This window comes from Streptomyces sp. NPDC048461, assembly GCF_055587105.1.
The window spans coordinates 156,354-180,369 of sequence record NZ_JBVJGW010000012.1 but is presented as its reverse complement, the minus strand read 5'-3'; the positions used below and the strand labels follow the sequence as shown (position 1 = coordinate 180,369).

20 protein-coding genes are annotated in these 24,016 nt (G+C 74.4%); 9 read left to right on the top strand and 11 right to left on the bottom strand.

What is annotated here, in order from left to right; translation table 11 throughout:
- Window position 1 precedes the first annotated feature (1 nt).
- Window positions 2-1,375, bottom strand: a complete 1,374-nt coding sequence (locus tag ACZ6S8_RS22195; RefSeq protein ID WP_469458255.1) for an NAD(P)/FAD-dependent oxidoreductase — start codon at window positions 1,373-1,375, stop codon at window positions 2-4.
- 157 nt (window positions 1,376-1,532) lie between these two features.
- Between ACZ6S8_RS22195 and ACZ6S8_RS22190 the strand changes: the two genes are divergently transcribed.
- The 3 genes from ACZ6S8_RS22190 to ACZ6S8_RS22180 all read left to right on the top strand — a co-directional run bounded on the left by ACZ6S8_RS22190 (window position 1,533) and on the right by ACZ6S8_RS22180 (window position 4,066).
- Complete coding sequence (locus ACZ6S8_RS22190; protein WP_469458253.1) at window positions 1,533-2,828, top strand: ferredoxin reductase family protein; 1,296 nt, start codon at window positions 1,533-1,535, stop codon at window positions 2,826-2,828.
- 65 nt (window positions 2,829-2,893) lie between these two features.
- On the top strand, window positions 2,894-3,253 hold the full coding sequence (locus tag ACZ6S8_RS22185; RefSeq protein ID WP_469458251.1) for a hypothetical protein: 360 nt from the start codon (window positions 2,894-2,896) through the stop codon (window positions 3,251-3,253).
- A 36-nt stretch (window positions 3,254-3,289) separates the two neighbouring features.
- Complete coding sequence (locus ACZ6S8_RS22180; protein WP_469458249.1) at window positions 3,290-4,066, top strand: sulfite exporter TauE/SafE family protein; 777 nt, start codon at window positions 3,290-3,292, stop codon at window positions 4,064-4,066.
- 34 nt (window positions 4,067-4,100) lie between these two features.
- Here ACZ6S8_RS22180 and ACZ6S8_RS22175 read toward each other — a convergent pair whose 3' ends face one another.
- The 4 genes from ACZ6S8_RS22175 to ACZ6S8_RS22160 form a co-directional block, all read right to left on the bottom strand.
- The gene (locus ACZ6S8_RS22175) at window positions 4,101-4,856 is read right to left on the bottom strand and encodes a class F sortase (RefSeq protein WP_469458246.1); all 756 of its coding nucleotides are present in this window, start codon (window positions 4,854-4,856) and stop codon (window positions 4,101-4,103) included.
- Between the two features lie 130 nt (window positions 4,857-4,986).
- Window positions 4,987-5,529 carry a hypothetical protein gene (locus tag ACZ6S8_RS22170; RefSeq protein WP_469458244.1) on the bottom strand — a complete coding sequence of 181 codons (543 nt, stop codon included), beginning with the start codon at window positions 5,527-5,529 and terminating at the stop codon, window positions 4,987-4,989.
- Between the two features lie 286 nt (window positions 5,530-5,815).
- Window positions 5,816-7,135, bottom strand: a complete 1,320-nt coding sequence (locus ACZ6S8_RS22165; protein ID WP_469458242.1) for an ATP-binding protein — start codon at window positions 7,133-7,135, stop codon at window positions 5,816-5,818.
- Entirely contained in the window at window positions 7,132-7,833 is a 702-nt protein-coding gene (locus ACZ6S8_RS22160; RefSeq protein ID WP_469458240.1) for a hypothetical protein, read from the bottom strand. The genes ACZ6S8_RS22165 and ACZ6S8_RS22160 overlap by 4 nt, the downstream gene beginning before the upstream one ends.
- A gap of 169 nt (window positions 7,834-8,002) precedes the next feature.
- On the opposite strand from ACZ6S8_RS22160, the gene ACZ6S8_RS22155 reads away from it, so the two are divergent.
- Window positions 8,003-8,446, top strand: a complete 444-nt coding sequence (locus ACZ6S8_RS22155) for a gamma-glutamylcyclotransferase family protein (RefSeq protein ID WP_469458239.1) — start codon at window positions 8,003-8,005, stop codon at window positions 8,444-8,446.
- A 106-nt stretch (window positions 8,447-8,552) separates the two neighbouring features.
- Here ACZ6S8_RS22155 and dnaG read toward each other — a convergent pair whose 3' ends face one another.
- The 4 genes from dnaG to ACZ6S8_RS22135 all read right to left on the bottom strand — a co-directional run bounded on the left by dnaG (window position 8,553) and on the right by ACZ6S8_RS22135 (window position 14,078).
- Window positions 8,553-10,466 carry a DNA primase gene (gene dnaG / locus ACZ6S8_RS22150; protein WP_469458237.1) on the bottom strand — a complete coding sequence of 638 codons (1,914 nt, stop codon included), beginning with the start codon at window positions 10,464-10,466 and terminating at the stop codon, window positions 8,553-8,555.
- 34 nt (window positions 10,467-10,500) lie between these two features.
- Window positions 10,501-11,775 carry an NAD(P)/FAD-dependent oxidoreductase gene (locus ACZ6S8_RS22145; RefSeq protein WP_469458235.1) on the bottom strand — a complete coding sequence of 425 codons (1,275 nt, stop codon included), beginning with the start codon at window positions 11,773-11,775 and terminating at the stop codon, window positions 10,501-10,503.
- Between the two features lie 93 nt (window positions 11,776-11,868).
- Entirely contained in the window at window positions 11,869-13,197 is a 1,329-nt protein-coding gene (locus ACZ6S8_RS22140) for a deoxyguanosinetriphosphate triphosphohydrolase (RefSeq protein ID WP_469458233.1), read from the bottom strand.
- 77 nt (window positions 13,198-13,274) lie between these two features.
- Window positions 13,275-14,078, bottom strand: coding sequence for a sirohydrochlorin chelatase (locus ACZ6S8_RS22135; RefSeq protein ID WP_469458231.1), 804 nt, complete (start codon window positions 14,076-14,078; stop codon window positions 13,275-13,277).
- 313 nt (window positions 14,079-14,391) lie between these two features.
- Between ACZ6S8_RS22135 and ACZ6S8_RS22130 the strand changes: the two genes are divergently transcribed.
- The 5 genes from ACZ6S8_RS22130 (at window position 14,392) to ACZ6S8_RS22110 (ending at window position 20,086) form a co-directional block, all read left to right on the top strand.
- Entirely contained in the window at window positions 14,392-15,150 is a 759-nt protein-coding gene (locus ACZ6S8_RS22130) for a SanA/YdcF family protein (protein ID WP_469458229.1), read from the top strand.
- Between the two features lie 65 nt (window positions 15,151-15,215).
- Window positions 15,216-15,986, top strand: a complete 771-nt coding sequence (locus tag ACZ6S8_RS22125; RefSeq protein WP_469458227.1) for a glucose 1-dehydrogenase — start codon at window positions 15,216-15,218, stop codon at window positions 15,984-15,986.
- 134 nt (window positions 15,987-16,120) lie between these two features.
- Window positions 16,121-16,483: a hypothetical protein gene (locus ACZ6S8_RS22120; protein WP_469458226.1), complete on the top strand. Its 363-nt coding sequence runs from the start codon at window positions 16,121-16,123 to the stop codon at window positions 16,481-16,483.
- Window positions 16,484-16,529: 46 nt separating this feature from the next.
- The gene (locus ACZ6S8_RS22115; protein WP_469458224.1) at window positions 16,530-18,608 is read left to right on the top strand and encodes a molybdopterin oxidoreductase family protein; all 2,079 of its coding nucleotides are present in this window, start codon (window positions 16,530-16,532) and stop codon (window positions 18,606-18,608) included.
- A gap of 278 nt (window positions 18,609-18,886) precedes the next feature.
- On the top strand, window positions 18,887-20,086 hold the full coding sequence (locus tag ACZ6S8_RS22110; protein WP_469458222.1) for an RNA polymerase sigma factor: 1,200 nt from the start codon (window positions 18,887-18,889) through the stop codon (window positions 20,084-20,086).
- Window positions 20,087-20,226: 140 nt separating this feature from the next.
- Here ACZ6S8_RS22110 and ACZ6S8_RS22105 read toward each other — a convergent pair whose 3' ends face one another.
- A complete protein-coding gene (locus ACZ6S8_RS22105; protein ID WP_469458220.1) occupies window positions 20,227-22,149 on the bottom strand; it encodes an ABC transporter ATP-binding protein in 1,923 nt (640 codons plus the stop codon).
- Window positions 22,146-23,879 carry an ABC transporter ATP-binding protein gene (locus ACZ6S8_RS22100; RefSeq protein ID WP_469458218.1) on the bottom strand — a complete coding sequence of 578 codons (1,734 nt, stop codon included), beginning with the start codon at window positions 23,877-23,879 and terminating at the stop codon, window positions 22,146-22,148. The genes ACZ6S8_RS22105 and ACZ6S8_RS22100 overlap by 4 nt, the downstream gene beginning before the upstream one ends.
- Between the last annotated feature and the right edge of the window lie 137 nt (window positions 23,880-24,016).

Here is a 24,016-nt window from a genome sequence, read left to right as displayed (position 1 = left end):
GTCAGTGGCCTCCGTCGTCGGTGAGCAGGCGGAACAGGTCGGCGGGGTCGTGCAGGGGCTCGCCGCCCTCCCAGCCGCGGGCGAGCGCGCCCACGCTGGAGAGCTCGCCGAGCAGGACCCCGCCGACGAGGCGGTCGCCGCGGACGACGACCTGCCGGTACGTGCGGCGGGTGGCGTCCGCGAGGCGGACCACGTCGTCGCCGGGGAGCGGGGTGGTCTCGCCGAAGGCGGCGAGGTCGAGCGTGCGCGGGCCGGCTCCGCCGAGGGTGAGCCGGGTGAGGGCCCGGGTGCCCGTGTACGGGGCCGCCGCGCCGGGGCGGTCGCCGGGTGCGGCGGGGTCCGGGGCGGCGGGTGCGGCGGTGTCTTCCGCGCCGGCGGGCGTGGGGCCGGGGGCGGCGGTGACCCCGGCCGCGGTGTCCGGGTCCCGGTGCCGGCCCGGGCCGGTGAGGATCGCGGCCAGCGCGTCCGCCTGCTCCAGGGCGGCGCCCGCCAGGCCGTACACCCGGCCGGCGTGCTCGGCGCAGTCGCCGACGGCGTGGATGCGGGGGTCGCTGGTGCACAGCCGGTCGTCGACGACGACGCCCGTGCGGACGTCCAGCCCCGCGGCCACCGCCAGACCGGTACGGGGGCGCACTCCGCAGGCCAGCACGACGAGGTCGGCGTCCAGTCGGTACCCGTCGGCGAGTTCCGCCCCGGTGACCCGGCGGGACCCCCGCCCGGGCGGGCCGGCCGTGCTCAGACCGCGCACCCGGCACTCCGTGTGGATCTCCACGCCCAGCGCGGTCAGGTGGGCGTGGAGCAGCGCCGAGGCGGCCGCGTCCAGCTGGCGCTCCATCAGCCGCTCGGCCTGCTGGGCCAAGACCACCTGGGCGCCCCGCTCGGCCAGCGCGCGGGCCGCCGAGACGCCCAGCAGGCCGCCGCCGATGACCACCGCGCGCACGCCCGGTCCCACGGCCGCCGACAGGGCGAGGCAGTCGTCCATCGTGCGGAACGGGTGCACCCCGTCGGGCAGTTCCCGCCCGTCCGGCACGAACAGCCCCCGCAGCGGCGGCAGCACCGGGTTCGACCCCGTGGCCAGGACCAGGGTGTCGTACCGCTCCACGCTGCCGTCGTCGCAGTGCACCGCCCGCTCGGCGCGGTCGATCCGCACCGCCCGGACGCCCCGCCGCAGGGCCGGACCGGGGGCCGGCAGGGCCGTCACCTCCGGCGCGTACCGGCCCGCGAGGACCTCGGCGAGCAGCACCCGGTTGTACGGGACGTGCGTCTCCTCTCCCAGCACGGTCACCGCCGTGCCCGGGCCGCCCATCCGCTGTGCCAGCCGCAGGCCCGCGAGGCCGCCGCCGATCACCACCACACGCTGCTGCTCCGAGGTCATGCCACGAGCGTGCGGGGAGGCTGTTTCCCCGCCGCATCGTCGTTGTTACCCGGACGGAACGCCCACCTCAGCGCAGGGGTTAAGGGTCGGTGAGGCCTCCCTCAAGGGCGCCTTAAGGATCATCCGCGTGCCCGTCCGGGCGCTTAGCGTGACCCGTATGCGAGATGCGGTGGTGCGGGTCAGGAGCGGGATGCTGGGCGGGGCGGGGGCCGTGACGGTGCTCTGGGCCGCGCAGGTGCGCCCCTCGGCCCGGCCCGACGCGCTGTTCGCCACGGCCGCCCACCTGACCGGCCTGCTCGCCGGGTACGGGGTGCTCGTGCTGCTTTTCCTCATGGCCCGGGTCCCGGCCGTCGAGCACGGCGTCGGCGCCGACCGGCTCGCCCGCTGGCACGCCGCGGGCGGCCGGTACGTGCTGCTCCTCTGCTTCGGGCACGGGCTCTTCGCCCTGCTCGGCTACGCCGTGCACGAGGGGGTCGACGTGGTGTCCGCCGTCCGGGACCTGCTCGGCTACCCCGCGCTCGCCGCCGCCGCGGCCGGGACCGTCCTCCTGGCCGCGGTCGGCGCGACCTCCGCCCGGGCGGTGCGCCGCCGGGTGTCGCACGAGGCCTGGCGCGGCGTGCACCTGCTGGTCTACCTCGCCGCCGCCCTGGCCTTCGGCCACCAGCTCGCCGGGCCCGACGTCGCCCCGGTCGCCTGGTTCTGGGCCCTCGCGCACACCGCCGTCGCCGTCCTGCTGGTCTGGTACCGCGCCGTGGTCCCCGTACGGCAGGCCCTGCGGCACGTGCTGCGGGTCGCCGAGGTACGGGTCGAGGGGCCCGGCGTCGTCTCCGTCACCGTGGTCGGGGAGCACCTGGCCGAACTGCGCGCCGAGCCGGGGCAGTTCCTGCGCTGGCGGTTCCTCCGGCGCAGGCTGTGGCACACCACGCTGCCGTTCTCGCTGTCCGCGCCGGTCCGCGACGACACCCTCCGCATCACCGTCAAGGGGCTCGGCGGCCACTCCCGCCGCATCCGCAGGCTGCGGCCCGGGACGCGGGTCCTCGCCACCGGCCCGTTCGGGGCCCTCACCGCCGCCCGGCGGACCCGGACCAAGGTGCTGCTGATCGCGGGCGGGGTCGGCATCACCCCGATCCGGGCCCTGTTCGAGACGCTGCCCGGCGGCCCGGGGGAGATCACCCTGCTCTACCGGGCCGGGGCCGAGGAGCACCTGGTCCTGCGCACCGAGCTGGAGGCCATCGCCGCCGAGCGGCAGGCCGGGCTGCACTACCTGCTGGGACCGTCCGGCGCCGCCTACGATCCGCTCGCCCCGCAGGCGCTGGCCGCACTGGTGCCGGACCTCGCCGAGCACGACGTGTACCTGTGCGGACCGCCCGGGATGGCCGGGGCGGCGCAGGCCGCGCTGCTGCGGGCCGGGGTGCCGGCCGGCCACATCCACTCCGAGTGCTTCGCCTTCTGAACGCTGCCGCGCGCCCTGCGCCGCCCTCCGTTCCTCCGCCCCGCCGCCCGAGAGGTCGCCGCGCCATGCGCCACCCGCTGCACATCGCCCTGTCCGTGCCCGGACCCCTGTCCGTGCCCGGACCCCTGTCCGTGCCCGGACCCCTGTCCGTACCTCTGTCCGTCCCGCTGTCCGGGCCCCTGTCCGGGCCCCTGGCGGTCCCCGCCCCGGCCGGTCCGGCCGCGGCCCGGCACCGCAAGCCCCCGGCCTGGCGCTCGGTCGCGGCCGCCGTGCCGCCCGCCCGGCGCCTCGCGGCCGGGCTGGGGCTGGCCAGCGTGCTGGCCGCGACCGTGCTGACGGCGACCGTGGACCCCGCCGCGCCGGTGGCCCCGGACCGGGTTCCGGCCGGGCGAAGCTCAACGTTTGCGCAAGTTTCCGAGGATTGATGGTCCCTGCACCCAACCGCTCCATAAGGTCGGGGCGTGCCTGACATATCAACGACGATGATCATCGTGCTGTGCGTGGCCGCCGCGGCGGCCGGCTGGATCGACGCGGTGGTCGGCGGCGGCGGCCTGCTCCTGCTGCCCGCCCTGCTCCTCGGCCTGCCGCAGGCCCACCCCGCCACCGTGCTCGGCACCAACAAGGCGGTGGCCATCGTCGGCACCGCCGGCGCGGCGGTGACGTACGTGCGCAAGGCGCCGGTGAACGTGAAGGTCGCCGTACGGATCGGCCTCGCCGCGCTCGCCGGCTCGATGGGCGGCGCCGCGCTGGCGGGCGGCATCGACAAGGACGCCATGCGCCCGCTGATCATGGCGGTCCTCGTGGTCGTCGCCGCCGTGGTGATCTTCAAGCCCGGCTTCGGCGCCGCCCCGTCCGCCTCGCCCGTCTCCCGGCAGCGGGTCCTGCTGGCCATCGCACTGGCCGGTCTCGGCATCGGCTTCTACGACGGCCTCATCGGACCCGGTACGGGGACCTTCCTGGTGCTGGCCCTCACCGCGCTGCTCCACCTCGACCTGGTGTCCGCCTCCGCGACCGCCAAGATCGTCAACGTGTGCACCAACGCCGGGGCGCTCGCGATGTTCGCGTACCAGGGCCGGGTGCTGTGGCAGCTGGCCGCCCTGATGGCCCTGTTCAACCTGGCCGGCGGCATGATCGGCGCGAGCATGGCGCTCAAGAAGGGCAGCGCCTTCGTCCGCGGCGTACTGCTCACGGTGGTGGGGGCGCTGGTCATCCGCCTCGGCTTCGAGCAGTGGGGCTGAGCGCGGGCTGTCGCGGCCGCCGGGCCGACCTGGCCTAGTAGGTCCCCGTGAGGTGCGCGAAGACGACCACGTTGCCCCGGTAGCCCGTGCGCGGGGAGAAGCCGCCGCCGCAGGTGATCACCCGGAGCTCGGCGCGCGACGAGGGGCCGTACACGAGGGAGTCGGGGAAGGCCTTGGCGTCGTACACCCCGACCGCGTGGACGGTGAACACCGCCGTACGGCCGTCCGCGCGCGGGATCTCGATGGCGGCCCCGCGGCGCAGCGCGCCCAGGTGGTAGAAGACCCCGGGGCCGACCGCGTCGTCCACGTGGCCGGCGATCACCGCGGTGCCGGTGGCGCCCGGAGTGGTGCCCTCGCGGTACCACCCGGCGAGGTCCCGCCGGTCGGGCGGGGGCACTTCGAGGCTGCCGCCCGGCTGCAGGCCGAGCCCGGTCAGCGGCGCGTCCACCCGGATGGACGGGATGCGGATCCGGTCGGGCGGGGAGCCGGGGAGCGGGGCGATGCCGGGCCCCGACGCGCTCGCGGCGCTCAGCGCCTCGGCGGGGGAGGGCAGCGGCGGGCCCACGGGCTCGCGGGAGCCGCTCGTGACGAGCCAGATGCCGACGCAGGCCGCGAGGGCGACGAGTCCCCCGTGGCGGGCGGCGGGGGTACGGCGGCTCCGGGCGATGCCGCGGCCCGCCGGAGCGGGTCCGGAGGTGTGCGTACGGGCGCCGCCGGCCGCGGGCCAGGGCTGACGGTTCTGCGGCGGGCCGCCCGGGGAGCTTCGGGAGCTCCGGACATCGCCACCCATGCGTACCCCCTCGGCTTCCGGTTCGGGGTGACTGGCCGTCGCCCGGCCCCGCGAACGGGGGGGACCTCGCGGGGCGGGCGACGGGGGACGGTACCGGTCGGACCGCGGCCGAAGCCGCGGTGGGCGTCCGTCAGCTCCGCGTGCCGCTCGCCCGGCGACGCAGGAGCCAGATACCGCCGACGGCGGACGCGGCCAGTACGGCCGTTCCCGCCGCGATCGTGGCGGGGTCGGCGGTGGTGGTCGTGCCACCGCCCACCCCGGTGTGGACGGGGCCTTGCGGCCCGCGTTCGGTGACGACCAGGTCGCCGGTGGCGAACTTGCCGTTCGCGCAGGTGGCGCCGATGCCGTAGGTGCCGGGCCGGGTGCCGCGGGCGATCTGGAACTGCCCCACGACCACCTCCTTGTGGGTGCCCGGGACCAGCTTGAACCGGCCGCCTCCGACCGTGCTGGCGTCACCCTCCGCATGGCTGCGGGGGCCGCACGCGGTGGTGTTCACGGTGACGGTGGCGCCGGCGGCCGCGGACTTGGGCCACACCTCCAGCGCGGCGAAGTCACCGGGGGCGAAGCTCGCCATGCCGAGGTCCGCGGCCGCGACCGCGCCGGCGACCGGGCCGGTGAACGCGGCTGCGGTCAGCGCGGTGGCGGTCAGCGCGTGGGCGGTACGTCGGCGCATGGGATTCTCCTGGAGACACGGGGTCGTGTTCCCGAGGTAACCCGGCCCGCTCCCACCCCGCCTGCTGATGTCCCGTCAGGTGGGGCCGCAATCGGCCCCTGTACGGGACGTTTCCGCAGCTCAGTGGCGTCGCTGCGGCCATCGGAGACCCCCGCGCCGTCCGGGTGACCCGACCGCCCCGGGCCCGGCCCCTCCCCGAGGGCCCGCAGTTCACGGAGGCCCGGCTCCCCCTGAGGGCCCGCCCGCCCGACCCCGAAAGGCCCGCCCCGCCCCGAAGGCCCGCCCCTCACTCGGCCCCGGCCGCCCGTCCCGTCTCCGGGCCGTCGCCCGGTGGGAGCACCACCGTCGCCGCGGCGCCTCCCTGCTCCGCGTTCGCCAGGGTGACCCGCGCCCCGATGACCTGGGCCTGGCCCAGCGCGATGGTCAGGCCCAGCCCCGTGCCGGCCCCGCGCTCGGGTGCGCCGGTCAGGAACCGCTGCGGCCCCTCGCGCAGCAGCTTCTCCGGGAAGCCGGGGCCCCGGTCCCGTACCGTCACCGTCGTCCCCGACACGGTGACGGTCACCGGACCGCTGCCGTGCCGCCGCGCGTTGACCAGCAGGTTGGCCAGGATGCGCTCCAGCCGCCGGACGTCGGTGCGGACGCACGCCTGCTCCGGCCCGCCCTGCGCACCGACGATCTCCGCGGCGACCCCCGAGCGCCGGGTGATCGACTCCACCAGCGGCCCCAGCGGGTGCACGTCCAGCTGCGGCTCCTCGCGGTTCGCGTCCAGCCGCGCGACCTCCAACAGGTCCTCGGTCAGCGTGCGCAGCGCCGCCACCCGGTCCCGCACCAGCTCCGTCGGGCGCCCCGGAGGCAGGAGTTCCGCCGCCGTGTGCAGCCCCGTCAACGGCGTGCGCAGCTCGTGCGCCACGTCCGCGGTGAACCGCTGCTCCGCCTCCAGCCGCTGCTGCAGGCTGGCCGCCATCGTGTCCACCGCCGAGGCCAGCTCGGCGACCTCGTCCCGGGTCCCCGGCACTCCCGAGGGCCCGATCCGCGCGTCCAGCTCGCCCGCGCTGATCCGCCGGGCCGTCTCCGCCGCCGTCCGCAGCTCCCGGCTCAGCCTGCTGGCCAGCACCGCCCCGCCGACGGCCGCGAGCGCCACGACCAGGACCCCGTACGCGACCAACTGCCGGTCCAGATCGAGCAGCTCGGCCTGCTCCGCCACCAGCGACTGCCGTACGGACAGCACGTGGTCGCCCCCGACGGGCCGGGCCGCCCACACCGCCGGGTGCGGCCCGGACAGGTCGAGCCAGGTGTTCCGCTCTCCCGCCAGAGCCGCCCTGCGCAGCGGCTCCGCCAGCGTCGGGCAGTCGATCCGGGCGTCGGCCTCGCCGACCTTGTCGAACTCCAGGCGGCCCGTCAGCTCGTACACCTGCCGTACGCGGATCAGCTGCGCGGTGGCGCTCTTGCGGGCCGCGTCGGCCACCTGCCGGTGGCGCGCGTCGTGGATGAGGACGCCGATCGCGACCGCGACGAGCGAGCAGCCGACGGCCAGCAGCACGGCGATCTTCCAGCGCAGGCCGAGGGCCCGCAGCAGGTGCCGGTAGCGGATCAGTGCCGGTCTCACCGCGACGGCCCCCCGTGGCCCGGGGAGCAGCCCGCCGTGGGCGCCGGGGTGGCTTCGGGGTCGCAGGAGGGCCCCGGCTTGCGGAAGCGGCGCTCGTCGTTGACCACCGTCATCCGCTCGCCGTCCCAGTGGTAGCGCACGGCCTGCTCGGAGCCGTCGTCCGCGGCGATGTGCACCAGCAGGTCGGTGCCGACGGCGTCCGCCGTCAGCTGCCGGCCGATCGTGAACAGGACGGACACGATCCGGCCGCGGGACACCGCGTAGACGCTCAGCGCCGACCGGTTGGACTCCGTGTCGGCGGCGACGATCAGGTTCTGCTGCCCGTCGCCGGTCAGGTCGCGGTAGACGGCCGGCCGGAACCCGGCCCGCCCCGGCCCCCGTATCCCGCCCTTGCCGAGGAACGGCCTCATCCGCGGGTCGGCCCGTACGACGGCCATCGGATCCACCCCGCCCAGCCCGTCCGGCCCCACCGCCGGACCGTTCCGCAGCGGCACCGGCGGTCCCTCCCGCCGGCCCACCGCGGTGCCCGGAGCCTCGGCCCACGCGGGCCACAGCGGCTCGGGCCGCGGCTGGACCGACACGGGCGGCGCGGCGCCGCCCGCGCCGAGGCCGCCGGGCGCGCAGCACCCGCCCGCGGCGAGCGCGCAGGCGCAGGCACACAGGAGGGCGGAGACGAGGCGGCGGGGCGAGTGCGTCATGGAGGCCGGACCGGAGGCTGGGAGGAGGGGGGAGGCCGACGGTAGACGCCCCGGGTCACGGCCGCCGGGAGGTTGTGTAACGGCCGTGCGTACGGTGGGGGCGCGCAGGGGAAGTCGGGACCTTCGGCCAGGCCTGCGGACCAGTCGCCCTACCCGAGGGAGTGCCCGCGTGACATCGGCCGTTCGGCCCGGGGAACCGCCCGCCCCGCTGCCGTTCTTCGTCTACGGAACCCTGCGCCCGGGGGAGGTCAACCACGACCTGTTCCTGCGCGGCCGCACGGCCTGCGAGGAGCCCGCCCGGCTGCCCGACGCGGCGCTCTACGACGGCCCCGGGTACCCGTACGCCGTCCACCGCCCCGGCTCGGCCGTCGTCGGGGAACTGATCACCCCCGCCCCCGGCGCGTACCCCGGCCTGCTCGCCGCCCTGGACCGGCTGGAGGAGTACGGGGGTCCGGGCCGCCCGGGCAACCTCTACGACCGGATCGCCCGCGAGGTGCTGCGCCCCGGCGGGACGCCGGTCCGGGCCTGGGTCTACCTGGCGTCCCCGCTCGTCGCCCGCGACCTGAGCGCCTCGGGGGCCGAGATACCGGGCGGCGACTGGTTCCGCCGCTAGGCCGTCTCTTTCGGATCTTGTCGGCCGAGCCCGCGGTGCCAGGCGTCGCGGGCCCGGCAAGATCCGAAAGAGACGGCCTAGGAAGCGTCCTTTCCGCGTACGGGGGCTACAGGCCCTCGGCGCCGCGGTTGCGCAGCCGGCGTCCGTACTGCTGGAGGACCCACAGCTCCTCCTGGACCGCGGCCAGTTGCTCCGGCGGGGCCTGCGGGCCGAGCCGGGACATCGTGCCCTGGATCTCGTGCACCCGGCGGTCGACGGCGCGCAGGCGCACCTGCACCAGCTGGACCCCCGCGTAGATCTCGTCGACCGTCTTCGCGTGGATCGCCTCGACCGCGAGCTCCGTGACGAGGGCGCGGACGGTGTCGTTCGGGGCGGCCTCGCGGACCTTGGCCAGGTAGTCCTCGGTGCCGAGCGAGGCGCCGCCCGCGTCGAGGATGGCTTGGCGCACGGCCGCGTACGGCGGGGCGGTGAACTCGTCCATCCCGTACGCGTCGAAGGCCGGAGAGACCAGGGCGGGGCGCTGGAGGGCCAGCTTCAGCAGCTCGCGCTCGGTGCGGTGGGCGGGGCTGCGCAGGTTCAGCGCGGGGCCGCCGGCCGGCCGCTCGGCGGGCGCGGGGGCCGCGTCGTAGGACGGGCGTCCGCCGCCGCCGCGGCCTTGCTGCTGCTGCGGCTGGTTCCCGCGGTCGCGGGCCCAGCGGGCCAGTTGGGCGACCCGCTTGACGACGAACGCCTCGTCGCGGATGCCCAGCATGCCCGCCAGCTGGACCGCCGACTCGTGCTGGATCGCGATGTTCTTGATGTGGGCGACGACCGGGGCCGCCTCGTCGAGGGCGGCCGCCCGGCCCGCCGGGTTCTCCAGGTTGTGCCGCGACACGATGTGCCGCAGCGCGAACTCGAAGAGCGGAGTGCGGGTCTCGACCAGGGAGGACACCGCGGCGTCGCCCTGCGCCAGGCGCAGGTCGCAGGGGTCCATGCCGCCCGGGGTGATCGCGATGGAGGTCTCGGCGGCGAACTTCTGGTCGTCCTCGAAGGCCCGCAGGGCGGCCTTCTGGCCGGCCGCGTCGCCGTCGAAGGTGAAGATCACCTCGGCGGTGGCGTTGTCCATCAGCAGCCGGCGCAGGATCTTGATGTGGTCCCCGCCGAAGGCGGTGCCGCAGGTGGCGATCGCGGTGGTGACCCCGGCCATGTGGCAGGCCATGACGTCGGTGTAGCCCTCGACGACGACGGCCCGCGAGGTCTTCGCGATCTCCTTCTTCGCCAGGTCGATGCCGTACAGCACCTGGGACTTCTTGTAGATCGCCGTCTCGGGCGTGTTCAGGTACTTGGGCCCGTTGTCGTCCTCGCGGAGCTTGCGCGCGCCGAAGCCGACGACCTCGCCCGTGATGTCCCGGATGGGCCACATCAGCCGGCCGCGGAAGCGGTCGATCGGCTTGCCGCTGCGGCTGTCCTGGGCGAGCCCGGAGGTGATCAGCTCCTTGTCGCTGAAGCCCTTGCCGCGCAGGAAGCGGGTCAGGTGGTCCCAGCCGGCCGGGCTGTAGCCCACGCTGAAGTGGGCGGCAGCGGCCTGGTCGAAGCCGCGCTCCGCGAGGAACTTGCGGCCGATCTCCGCCTCGGCGGAGTCCAGCTGGTCCACGTAGAACTGGGCGGCGGCCTTGTGGGCCTCGACCAGGCGGATGCGCTCGCCGCGGCCGCTGGTGCCGGCGGTGTAGCCGCCCTCCTCGTACCGCAGGGTGATGCCGGCCTGGCCGGCCAGGCGCTCGACCGCCTCCGAGAAGGAGAGGTGGTCGATCTTCATGATGAAGTCGAGGGTGTCCCCGCCCGCCTGGCAGCCGAAGCAGTGGTACAGCCCCTTACTGGGGCTGACCTGGAAGGACGGGGATTTCTCGTCGTGGAAGGGGCAGAGGCCCTTGAGGTTGCCGCCGCCCGCGTTGCGCAGCTGGAGGTATTCGGAGACCACGGCGTCGATCGGGACCGCGTCCCGTACCGCCTTCACGTCGTCGTCGTTGATCCGTCCTGCCACCCGTGAAGTCTACGGCCGGGCGGAGGCAAACCTGTCAGGCCCCCTCCGGCGTGACCAGGGACGAGAGCGGAACCGACGGGTCCGCGAGCTTGTCGCGGTCCACCGGGGCCTTGGACCTGATCAGGGCCTGGATCTGTTCGGTGACGTCCCACACATTGACGTTCATCCCGGCCAGCACCCGCCCGTCCGAGAGCCAGAAGGCGATGAACTCCCGCTTGCCGACGTCCCCGCGGATCAGCACCTGGTCGTAGCCCCCGACCGGCGCGTACCCCGAGTACTCCAGACCCACGTCGTACTGGTCGGAGAAGAAGTACGGCACCCGGTCGTAGCTGACCTCCTGCCCCAGCATCGCCCGCGCCGCGGCCGGTCCGCCGTTGAGCGCGTTGGCCCAGTGCTCGACGCGCAGCCGCGTCCCCAGCACCGGGTGATGGGCGGCGGCCACGTCCCCCGCCGCGAAGACGTCCGGGTCGGAGGTGCGCAGGGAGGCGTCCACGGCGATCCCGCCGCCGTGCGCCCGGTCCACGAGCGCGAGCCCGGAGGTCTCGGCGAGGGCCGTGCGCGGCGCCGCCCCGATCGCCGAGAGGACCGCGTGCGCCGGGTGCTCCTCGCCGTCGTCGGTGCGGGCGGCCAGCACCATGCCGTCGTGGCCGACGATCTCCGTCAGCCGGGCCCCGAAGTGGAAGCGCACGCCGTGCCCGGCGTGCAGGTCCGCGAAGAGCCGGCCGACCTCCGGTCCGAGCACCGAGTGCAGCGGGGTGGCCTCGGCCTCGACCACGGTGACCTCGGCCCCGTACCCGCGCGCCGCGGCGGCGACCTCCAGGCCGATCCAGCCGGCGCCGGCGATCAGCAGGTGGCCGTTGTCCCGGCCGAGGGCGGCCAGGACGCCCCGCAGCCGCTCGGCGTGGGCCAGACGGCGCAGGTGGTGCACGCCCACCAGGTCCGTGCCGGGGAGGTCGAGGCGGCGCGGCTCCGAGCCCGTGGCCAGCAGCAGCTTGTCGTAGTGCAGCAGGGTGCCGTCGCCCAGGCGCACCGACTTGTTCTCGCGGTCCAGGTGCACCGCGGGCTGGCCGAGGTGCAGCTCGACGTCGGCGCTCGCGTACCAGGACGGCTCGTGCACGAAGACGCTGTCGCGCTCCTCCTTGCCCACCAGGAACCCCTTGGACAGCGGGGGACGTTCGTACGGGCGGTCGTGCTCGTCGCCGATCAGGATCACCCGGCCGGTGAACCCCTCGGCCCGCAGCGTCTCGGCTGCCTTGGCCCCGGCCAGCCCCCCGCCGACGATGATGAACGTCTGGTGTGCGTCGACCACCTGATGCCTCCTCATTACCTGTTCGTCACGTGCGGCCACATGCGAGCGTCCCGCACTGAGCGTGCCGCGTGAAGGGGGAGTGGCCCGATAGGCTCACCCTTCGGCGCGTCGCGCGCGTCCGGTGAGACGGGCGTGCAGGGAGCGGGCCGCCGCGTCCGTGAGGCACGCGATCTGGTCGACGACCGCGCGTTTCCTCGCCCGGTCGTCCGGGGCCGCGTCGAAGATGGCCCGGAACTGCGGGTCGAGTCCGTCGGGGGCGCGCCGGCTCAGCGCCTCGGCGAGTTCGGCCAGGACGACGCGCTGATCGGCCCGGATCCGCTCCTGCTCGTCGCGCTGCATCACGTACAGGTCGGCGACCGCCTTGAGGACCGCGCACTCGTTGCGCGCCTCGCGCGGGACCACCAGCCCGGCCGCGTACCGGGTGAGGCGTCCCGGGCCGTACGCCTCGCGGGTGGCCGCCTCGGCGGCCTGGCAGAACCGGCCGATGAGCTGGCTCGTGGCGTCCTTCAGCCGGGCCTGGGCCACGGCCGAGCCGTCGTACCCGTGCGGCCACCACTCCTGCTCCATCAGCCGGTCCAGGGCCTCGCGCAGCTCCTCGGGCCCGGTGTCGGCCGGGACGTACCGGCCGATGGCCACCCGCCAGATCGCGGCCCGCTCGGGCTCGGCGTGCAGCAGGTTCGGGTCGAGGTGGCCGGCGTGCAGGCCGTCCTCGAAGTCGTGCACCGAGTAGGCGACGTCGTCCGCCCAGTCCATCACCTGCGCCTCGAAGCACTTGCGGTCGGCGGGCGCGCCGAGGCGCAGCCACTCGAAGACCGGCAGGTCGTCCTCGTACGCGCCGAACTTCACCGAGCCGGGGTCGGTGGGGTGGTCGCCGCGGGCCCACGGGTACTTGGTGGCGGCGTCCAGGCAGGCCCGGGTGAGGTTGAGGCCGACGCTGACGAGCTCGCCGTCCGCGTCGGGCACGAACCGCTTGGGCTCCAGGCGGGTCAGCAGGCGCAGGGACTGGGCGTTGCCCTCGAAGCCGCCGCAGTCCTTGGCGAACTCGTTGAGCGCCTCCTCGCCGTTGTGGCCGAAGGGCGGGTGGCCCATGTCGTGGGAGAGGCAGGCGGCTTCGACGAGGTCGGGGTCGCAGCCCAGTGCCGCGCCGAGCTCCCGGCCGACCTGGGCGCACTCCAGCGAGTGCGTCAGGCGGGTGCGGGGGCTCGCGTCCCAGTCGTACGAGCGGGTGCCGGGGGTGACGACCTGCGTCTTCCCGGCGAGCCGGCGCAGCGCGGCGGAGTGCAGCACGCGGGCGCGGTCGCGCTGGAAGGCGGTCCGGCCGGGCCGCTTGTCGGGCTCGGTGGCCCAGCGCTCGGTGGCGGCGGGGTCGTAGGGCTCGCGGGGGTCGGTCGGGTCTGTGGGAGCATGCGCGGTGCCTTCCATGGTCAGACGTTAACCGGAGAGCCGACAATCCGAGCAATACGACCGGACGCGGTCCCCGCGCGGACCGCGCCGGATCCTTACGCGGAGGCCAGCTGGAGGCGGGTCCCCCGCCGGGCGAGGGCCTCGTCGTAGCGCTGGAGGACGAGCCGGGCCAGGGCCGGGTGGGCGCCGAGCGGGGCGGCGGCCGGGCCGGGAGCGGCGGCGGCGCTGCGGGTCGCGAAATGGCCGGGGGCGGTGAAGTACGAGGCGATCGCGGGCCGGTGGTGGCCGCGGGCGGCGAGGGCGCGCACCGCCTCGGGGACGGTGGGGGAGGCGGCGGAGGCGTAGGCCGCGACGACGGCGACCCCGCCGAGGCGCTCGGAGAGCAGGGCGGCGGACGCGCGGGTGTCGGCGGCCGCGTCGGGGTCGCGCGATCCGGCGGCGGCCAGCACGACGGCCGTGCCGGGGGTCCAGCCGGCTTCCCGGAGCCGGTCGCGGAGGGCCTCGACGAGCAGCGGGTGCGGGCCGAGGGGGGCGGCGACGCGGACCCGGAGGCGGGCGGCGCGGTCGGCGGCCGCGGGGAGGTCCCGTTTGACGTGGTACCCGCGTCCGAGGAGCAGCGGGACGAGCACCGCCCCGCCGGGGGCGCCGGCGGCCTCGCCGGCCTCGCCGGCGGCGTGGTCGGAGAGCGCGTCCAGGGTGTCGGCGAGCAGCGGGGCGTTCAGCTCCAGGTGCCCGAGCCGTACGTCGAGGCGCGGGCGGAGCTCGCGGACCCGGTCGAGGAGGGCTTCGACGGCGCGCGGGGCGCGCGGGTCGCGGCTGCCGTGGGCCACGGCGACGAGGGCGGGGCGCCGGGCGGACCGCCCGTACGGCTCGTGCTGCTGGTGCTGTTCGTGCTGCATGGGTGGGCTCCGGGGTGACGGGCGCGCGGCGGGCACAGCCCGCTGAGCTGCGTGCCGAGTTGGGCGGTGATCCGGGTGAGCAGCTCGGCGGCGCTGCCGAAGGGGAGGGGCGGGGTGTCGGGAGGGTGCACCGGCTCCGTCATGAACCGATCCTGCGCGCCGGAGGTTGCCGGTGCGTTGCGCCGGGGTGTCGGCTCTTTTCCGGCTGCTCACTCGCTCATTCGTACGGGTGAAAGGTGGAGGTCGTGGAACTGGGCGCCGGGGCGGTTCGTCAATCCGTGCGAACGGCGTTGAGTGCAAGGGGGGAACGGTCATGGGAATGCCGGGCTGGGTGCGGGTGCGGGTGCGGGCGGTGGCGGGACGGTCGGCGGGGGCGGTGCGGGCGCTGGCGGGACGGCTGGCCGCGGTGCGGCTGCCGCGCGGGGTCGGGGCGCGCCGCCGGGCGGTCCAGACCGTGATGGCGGGGTGCGTGCTGGCCCTGCTGCCCTCGGCGTGGACGCACGCGACGGCGGCCGACCGGCTGCGGAGCACGGCGGACGCTCCGGCCGCAGAGGTGGCGGTGGTCTTCGGGGCGGGCCTGTGGAACGGGCAGCCCACCCCCTACCTGGCCAACCGGCTGGACGCGGCCGCCGAGCTGTACCGGGCGGGCCGGGTCAAGGTCGTCCTGATCACGGGGGACAACAGCCGCACCGAGTACGACGAGCCCGGCGCGATGCGCACGTACCTGACCGGGAAGGGGGTGCCGGGCGACCGGATCGTGAGCGATTTCGCCGGCTTCGACACCTGGGACTCGTGCGTCCGGGCCAAGGAGATATTCGGGGTCGAGCGGGCCGTGCTGATCAGCCAGGGCTTCCACATACGCAGGGCCGTGGCCCTGTGCGAGGCCGCGGGCGTGGATTCCTATGGGGTGGGGGTCGACGACGAGCACGACTCCACCTGGTACTACGGCGGCACCCGCGAGGTCTTCGCGGCGGGCAAGGCGGCCCTGGACGCGGCCTTCAAGCCGGAGCCGCGCTTCCTCGGGCCGAAGGAGCCGGGGGTGTCGCGGGCCCTGGCCGCTCTGGCAGACTGACGCGCGTCGGGCTATGCCGATTAGGCATATGCCGGTTCGTCTGTTCGAGCATCAGGGGTGGAACCGTGGCTGTTGTGGATCTGAGCGGCAAGGTCGTCGTCGTCACCGGCGGAGCCCGCGGCCTGGGCGCCGCGATCGCACGGGACGTCGTGGACGGCGGGGGCCGGGTGCTGATCACCGACGTGCTGGAGCCGGAGGGCGCGGAGACCGCCGCGAAGCTCGGAGACGCGGCCCGGTTCGTCCGCCACGACGTCACCAGCGAGGCCGACTGGCAGGCGGCGCTCGACCGCGCGGTGGCCGAGTTCGGCCGCATCGACGGGCTCGTGAACAACGCCGGGATATCCACCGGCCAGTTCCTGGAGCACGAGAGCGTCGAGCACTTCCGCCGGGTCGTCGAGGTCAACCTGGTCGGCGTGTTCATCGGCATCAAGGCCGCGATTCCGCTCCTGCGGGCCGGGGGCGGCGGGTCCATCGTCAACATCTCCTCCGCCGCCGGGCTGACCGGCCTCGCGCTCACCGCCGGGTACGGGGCCTCCAAGTGGGCCGTGCGCGGGCTGTCGAAGATCGGCGCGGTCGAGCTCGCCGAGGCGCGGATCCGCGTGAACTCCGTCCACCCCGGCATGACCCTGACCCCGATGACCGCACCGGTCGGCATCCAGGCCGGCGAGGGCAACTACCCCGGAGCCCCGATGGGCCGCGTCGGCGTCCCCGAGGAGGTCGCGGCGGCGGTCGCGTTCCTGCTCTCGGACGCCGCCGGGTACATGACGGGCGCCGAACTCGCCGTGGACGGCGGCTGGACGGCGGGCCTGACCGTGAAGTACCTGACGGGCCAGTAGCCGGCGCGGCCGACGCCGCTCCCCGGCGCCCCAAGCGCCCGCCCGGCGCCGCCCCACGCGCCAGTCCGGTTCCCCGGGGACCCCCGGGCGGAAATCCGCGTGCCCCGGCCGGGGCACGGCGCTACCGTCCGACCGTGAACGATCATGACGCACCCCTGGTCCGGGAGGTCCTTCCCGGACTGGCCGCCGAACTCGTGCGGCTCCTGGAGGAAGAGGGGGAGCACGACCTCGCCATATGCGCCCACGACCTGCGCCTGGTCCGGGACTGCGGCTGCGGGGACGACTTCTGCCAGAGCTTCCATACCGAAACCCGCGAGCCGGGCGTGCCCTTCGGCCCGGGCCACCGCACCGTGTGCCTCTTCCCGGGCTCCGGGTACCTGAACCTCGACGTCGTCCACGGCCGGATCCTGTACGTCGAGGTCCTCGACCGGCCCCCGGTGCGCCGGGCCTCACCGCGCCCGGCGGACCGCGCTGAGGCGGCCGTACGGGAGGTGTAACCGGGGGCGGGGGTCCGTGTAACACCGCCGACGCAGGGTGGAGGGCATGCACCCCCCGGAATCGTCCGTCACCGCCACGCACTGCCCGTACTGCGCCCTCCAGTGCGGGATGAACCTCCGTCCCGAGCCCGGCGGCGCGGGCGTGGCGGTCGAGGAGCGGGCGGACTTCCCGGTCAACCGGGGAGCGCTGTGCGGCAAGGGCCGCACCGCCCCCGCCGTGCTGTCCTCCCGGGTGCGCCTGACCGAGCCGCTCGTCCGCACCCACGCCGGGCGGCTGGAACCGGCCACCTGGGAGGAGGCCCTCGGCACCGTCGCCGAGGGTCTGGCCCGCACCCGCCGGACCCACGGCCGCGACGCGGTCGGGGTGTTCGGCGGGGGCGGGCTCACCAACGAGAAGGCGTACGCGCTCGGCAAGTTCGCGCGCGTCGCCCTGCGCACCTCGCAGATCGACTACAACGGCCGCTTCTGCATGTCCTCCGCGGCCGCCGCCCACCAGCGGGCCTTCGGCCTCGACCGCGGCCTGCCCTTCCCGCTGGAGGACGTGCCGCGCACCGGCTGCGTGATCCTCGTCGGCTCCAACCTGGCCGAGACCATGCCCCCGGCGCTCCGCTACCTCACCGAACTCAAGGAGAACGGCGGCACCCTGATCGTCGTCGACCCCCGCCGCACGCGCACCGCCGAGCAGGCCGACCTCCACCTGGCGCCCCGCCCGGGGACCGACCTCGCGCTGGCGCTGGGCCTGCTGCACCTGGTCGTCGCGGAGGGCCGTACGGACGAGGCGTTCATCGCCGCCCGCACCACCGGCTGGGAGGAGGCCCGCGCCGCCGTGATGGCGCACTGGCCCGAGCACGTCGAACGCGTCACGGGCGTCCCCGTCCCGAAGCTCCGCGAGGCGGCGGCCATGTTCTGCGCGCCCCCCTCCGCCATGGTCCTCACGGCCCGGGGCCCGGAACAGCAGTCCAAGGGCACCGACACGGTCGGGGCCTGGATCAACCTGTGCCTGGCCACCGGCCGGGCCGGCCGCCCGCTGTCCGGATACGGCTGCCTCACCGGCCAGGGCAACGGCCAGGGCGGCCGCGAGCACGGCCAGAAGGCCGACCAGCTCCCCGGCTACCGCAAGCTCACCGATCCGGCGGCGCGCGCCCACGTCGCGGGTGTCTGGGGCGTCGACCCCGACAGCCTCCCCGGCCCCGGCCGCAGCGCCTACGAACTCCTCGACGCCCTCGGCACCGACGTGAAGGCCCTGCTCCTCATGGGCTCCAACCCCGTGGTCTCCGCCCCCCGCGCCGCCCACGTCGAGGACCGCATCCGCTCCCTGGACTTCCTCGCCGTCGCCGACGTGGTCCTCTCCGAGACGGCCGCCCTCGCCGACGTGGTCCTCCCGGTCACCCAGTGGGCGGAGGAGACCGGCACCACCACCAGCCTGGAGGGCCGCGTCCTGCTCCGCCGCCGCGCCCTGACCCCGCCGCCCGGGGTCCGCACCGATCTGGAGGTCCTGCACGGCCTGGCCTCCCGGCTCGGCGTCGAGAAGGGCTTCCCCACCGCCCCCGAGGAGGTCTTCGACGAACTGCGCCGCGCCTCGGCGGGCGGCCCCGCCGACTACTCGGGCATCAGCTACGCCCGGATCGAGGCCGAGCAGGGGGTCTTCTGGCCCTGCCCCGAAGGCGCCCCCGGCACGCCGCGCCTCTTCCTCGACGCCTTCGCCACGGACGACGGCCGGGCCCGCTTCGTCCCCGTCTCCCACCGCGACGCCGCCGAGGTCCCCGACGCCCGGTACCCGCTCTTCCTCACCACCGGCCGGGTGGTCTCCCAGTACCAGTCCGGTGCCCAGACCCGCCGGGTCGACGAGCTCAACGCCGCCGCCCCCGGCCCCTTCGTCGAGCTGCACCCCCGCCTCGCGGCCCGCCTCGGCGTCGCCGAGGGCACACCGCTGGCGGTGACCTCGCGCCGCGGCCGCGCGGTGGCCCCGGCGCGCATCACCGACACCATCCGTGCGGACACCGTCTTCATGCCGTTCCACTGGCCCGGGGAGGGCCGCGCCAACACCCTCACCAACCCGGCCCTGGACCCCGTCTCCCGGATGCCCGAGTTCAAGGTCTGCGCCGTCCGCGTCGAACCGGCCTGACCGTCCGGCCGCACGACCGGCCGGCATCGGCTGCGACAGCAACCGGCCCCGCGCCGGGACGATGTGCGCGACCTTCAACTCCCTTGCTCCGGACCAGGTTTCAAGGCGGGCCGGCGCCGCCGGGTCGGCGCATCGCACCGTCACGTCGGTTTCGTACACCGATACGGAAACGATCTTCTCGGACATGAGTCCGATCCGCATCGGGGTTGTCGCCGGGGGGTAACCATCGGTCACGTACCGGACCCAGAAAGTGCTCGCACGCCCCTCGTGGCGGTGATGTGCCGTACGCCACACTGAGGTGCGGTGCCCCCGTCCTCGGAGCCCTGGAGGCCGCCCCCGTGCAGACCCAGCCCTTGACCGTGAACGTGAGCGAGTCCTCGGAGGCCGACGAGGCCGAGGCGGAGGCCGACGCCGTGGACGGAGCAGCGGACGAGGCCCTGGACGGAGCGCCGGACGAGGCCGCCGAGGAGCCCGACGTACCGGAGCTGCACGTACCGGAGCTGCACGAGCCGGTACCGGCCCCGCGCCGGCGCACCGGCAGCGGCAGCGAGGCCAACAGCGCGGCCGGCCCCTCCGCCGATCTGTTCCGGCAGTACCTGCGCGAGATAGGCAGGATCCCGCTCCTCACCGCCGCCGAGGAGGTCGACCTCGCCCGGCGCGTGGAAGCCGGGCTGTTCGCCGAGGAGAAGCTGGGCAGCACCCCGGACCTCGACTCCCGGCTCGCCCTCGACCTCGACAAGCTCGTCGTCATGGGCCGGATGGCCAAGCGCCGCCTCATCGAGTCGAACCTGCGGCTCGTCGTCTCCGTCGCGAAGCGGTACGTGGGCCGCGGGCTCACGATGCTCGACCTCGTGCAGGAGGGGAACCTCGGACTGATCCGGGCCGTCGAGAAGTTCGACTACGCCCGCGGCTACAAGTTCTCCACCTACGCCACCTGGTGGATCCGCCAGGCGATGTCCCGGGCCCTCGCCGACCAGGCCCGCACCATCCGCGTACCGGTCCACGTCGTGGAGCTGATCAACCGGGTCGTCCGCGTCCAGCGCCGCATGCTCCAGGAACGCGGGTACGAGCCCACCGCCGAAGAGGTCGCCGCCCACCTGGAACTGACCCCCGAGCGGGTCATGGAGGTGCTGCGCCTCGCCCAGGAGCCGATCTCCCTGCACTCCCCGGTGGGGGAGGAGGACGACGTCGCCCTCGGCGACCTGATCGAGGACGGCGACGCGGCCTCTCCCGTGGAGTCCGCCGCGTTCTTCCTGCTGCGCGAGCACCTCGAAGCCGTGCTCTCCACCCTCGGCGAGCGCGAGCGCAAGGTCGTCCAGCTGCGGTACGGGCTCGCCGACGGCCGCCCCCGCACGCTGGAGGAGATCGGGCGGATCTTCGGCGTGACGCGCGAGCGGATCCGCCAGATCGAGTCGAAGACCCTCAACAAGCTCCGCGACCACGCCTTCGCCGACCAGCTCCGCGGCTACCTGGACTGATCCGCGACCGGCCGCCCCCCCGCCGCAGTGGGCGGGCGGGCCGGCCGGTCGCGTGGACGGGCGGCCGCGACGGGGCGGCCTCCGCCAGTCGACCTCGGCCAGTCGACCTCGGCCAGTCGACCCCCGCCAGTCGACCTCCGCTAGTCGACCTCGGCGACCGCCTGCGCGAACTGCGCCGCGTACAGCCGCGCGTAGGCCCCGTCCGACGCCAGCAGCTCCTCGTGCGTGCCCTGTTCCACGATCGAGCCGCTCTCCATCACCAGGATCACGTCCGCGTCGCGGATCGTGGACAGCCGGTGCGCGATCACGAAGGACGTACGGCCGTGCGCGAGGCGGGACATCGCCTTCTGGATCAGCACCTCGGTCCGGGTGTCCACCGAGCTCGTCGCCTCGTCCAGCACCAGGATCACCGGGTCGGACAGGAACGCCCGGGCGATGGTGATCAGCTGCTTCTCGCCGGCGCTGACCCCCGCCCCCTCGTCGTCCAGCTGGGTGTCGTAGCCCTCCGGCAGGGTGCGGATGAAGCGGTCCGCGTGGGCCGCCTTCGCCGCCTCCTCGATCTCGCTCCGGGTGACCTCGCGCGAGGCGCCGTACGCGATGTTGTCCGCGATGGTCCCGCCGAACAGCCAGGTGTCCTGGAGCACCATGCCGATGCCACCGCGCAGTTCCTCGCGGGTCATCTTCGCTATGTCCACGCCGTCGAGCGCGATCTCGCCGCCCGTGACCTCGTAGAACCGCATCAGCAGATTGACCAGCGTGGTCTTGCCGGCGCCCGTCGGGCCGACGATCGCGACCGTGTGACCCGGCTCGACCGTCAGCGAGAGGTTCTCGATCAGCGGCTTGTCCGGCTCGTAGCGGAAGGCCACCTTGTCGAGCGTGACCTGCCCGCGCAGCCGCTCCGGCCGCTCCGGCACCACCGCGTCGGCCTCCTGCTCCTGCGCGTCGAGCAGCTCGTACACCCGCTCCGCCGAAGCGACGCCCGACTGCACCAGGTTCGCCATCGAGGCGACCTGCGTCAGCGGCATCGAGAACTGGCGCGAGTACTGGATGAAGGCCTGCACGTCGCCGATCGACAGGGTGCCCGAGGCCACCCGCAGACCGCCGACGACCGCGATCAGCACGTAGTTGATGTTCGAGATGAAGAACATCACCGGCTGCATGATCCCGCTGACCAGCTGCGCCTTGAACGTGGCCCGGTACAGCTCCTCGTTCTGCTCGGCGAACAGCGCCGCCGACTCCTTCTGCCGGCCGAAGACCTTGACCAGCGTGTGGCCCGAGTACATCTCCTCGACGTGGGCGTTGAGCGTGCCCGTGGTCTTCCACTGCGCCACGAACTGCGGCTGCGACTTCTTGCCGATCTTCGCCGCGACGAAGATCGAGACCGGCACGGTCCCCAGCGCGACCAGCGCCAGCAGCGGCGAGATCCAGAACATCATCGCGAGCACGCCCACGATGGTCAGCAGCGAGTTGAGCAGCTGCCCCATCGTCTGCTGGAGCGTCTGACCTATGTTGTCGATGTCGTTGGTGGCGCGGCTGAGCACCTCGCCGCGCTTCTGCTGGTCGAAGTACGACAGCGGCAGCCGCGACAGCTTCGCCTGGAGCTCCTCGCGCAGCCGGTACACGGTGCCGTTCATGACGTGGTTCGACAGCCGCGTCGCGACCAGCATCAGCAGGCCGGCCAGGGTGAACACCACCAGCGCCCAGATCGCCACGACGCCGACCGCACCGAAGTCGATGCCCTCGCCGGGGGTGAAGGCGGTGCCGGACAGCATGTCGGCCATGCCGCCCTGCCCGTCGGCCCGCATCCGCTCCAGGGCCTGTTCCTTGGTGATCCCGGACGGCATCTGCCGCCCCACGATTCCCGCGAACACCAGGTCGGTGGCGTCGCCGAGGATCTTCGGCCCGACGACCGCACAGCCGACGCTGCCGACGACCGCGCCGACCATGCCCCACAGCTTGGCCCGGTCCTGCGCGAGCTGGCCCAGCAGGCGCTTGCCCGAGCCCTTGAAGTCCATGGACCGCTGGGCCGGCCCCATCATCATCCGTCCTCCGGGCCCGCTCATGCGGCCTCCGCCTCCGTCAGCTGGGAGAGCACGATCTCCCGGTAGGTCTCGTTGCCGGCCATCAGTTCGTGGTGCCGCCCCTCGCCCACCACCTGGCCCTCGTCCAGGACGACGATCCGGTCGGCGTCGCGGATCGTGGAGACCCGCTGGGCGACGATGACCACGGTCGCGTCCTGCGTCTCCCGGGCGAGCGCCGCGCGCAGGGCCGCGTCCGTGGCGTAGTCGAGCGCCGAGAACGAGTCGTCGAACAGGTAGATCTCCGGCCGCTGCACCAGGGTGCGGGCGATGGCCAGACGCTGGCGCTGGCCGCCGGAGACGTTGGTTCCGCCCTGGGCGACCGGAGCCTCCAGGCCGCCCTCCAGCTCCGACACGAAGTCCTTGGCCTGCGCGACCTCCAGGGCCCGCCACAGCTCCTCGTCGGTTGCGTCGGGGCGCCCGTACCGAAGGTTGGAGGCCACCGTTCCGGAGAACAGGTACGGCCTCTGCGGGACCATGCCGACCGTCCTGGCCAGCAGGTCCGGATCGAGCCGCCGTACGTCCTCCCCGTCGACGAGCACCTCGCCGCCTGTCGCGTCGAACAGCCGGGGGACCAGCCCCAGCAGCGTGGACTTTCCGCTGCCGGTGGAGCCGATCACCGCGGTGATCTCGCCGGGCCGCGCCACCAGGTCCACCCCTCGCAGCACGGGCACCTCGGCGCCCGGGTAGCGGAAGTCGGCGCCGCGCAGTTCGAGCTGCCCGTGCCGGGCGAGCTCGCGCACCGGGTCGACGGGCGGGACGACGCTGGACTCGGTGTCCAGGACCTCCTGGATGCGCTCGGCGCAGACTTCGGCGCGGGGCACCATCATGAACATGAAGGTGGCCATCATCACGGACATGACGATCTGCATCAGGTAGGCGAGGAACGCCGTCAGCTGGCCGATCTCCATGCCGCCGCTGTCGACGCGCATCGCGCCGAACCAGATGACCGCGACGCTGGAGATGTTCACGACCACGATGACCGTGGGGAACATCAGCGCCAGCAGCTTGCCGGCGGCCAGCGAGACGCCGGTCAGGTCGGCGTTGGCCTCCCGGAAGCGCTCCTTCTCGTAGTCGTCGCGGACGAAGGCGCGGATCACGCGGTTGCCGGTGATCTGCTCGCGCAGCACCCGGTTCACCGTGTCCAGGCGCTCCTGCATCTGCCGGAACAGCGGCCGCGTGCGGAAGACGATCGCGCCGACCGACAGACCGAGCACGGGGACCACGGCGAGCAGGACCCCGGAGAGCTTCACGTCGAGGGAGAGCGCCATGGCGATGCCGCCGACGCACATGATCGGCGCCGAGACCATCAGCGTGAAGGTCATCAGCACCAGCATCTGGACCTGCTGGACGTCATTGGTCGTACGGGTGATCAGGGACGGGGCGCCGAACTGGCCGAGTTCCCGCGCGGAGAAGCTCTGCACCCGGTCGAAGATCGCGGCGCGGACGTCGCGGCCGAAGGCGGCCGCGGTACGGGCGCCGTAGTAGACGGCGCCGACGTTGCAGACGAGCTGGACGAGGGAGACGGCCAGCATCAGGGCGCCGAAGCGCAGGATGTAGCCGGTGTCCCCGTTGACGACACCGTTGTCGATGATGTCCGCGTTCAGGGTCGGCAGGTAGAGGCTCGCGCTGGTCTGCAGCAGCTGGAGCAGGACCAGCAGAGCGATGGGTTTCCGGTACGGACCCAGATGGGTCCGCAGAAGTCGTATGAGCACGCGCAGGCTCCGGTCGGCAAGATCGAGGGGGGTTCACCCCATCTTGGGCCAACCGGCGGCCCGATCCCCACCGGATTTCGCAAAGCCCGGTCAAAAGGAGTAGGCGGCCCCGCGCCCGTGGCCCGGGCCCGTCCCGC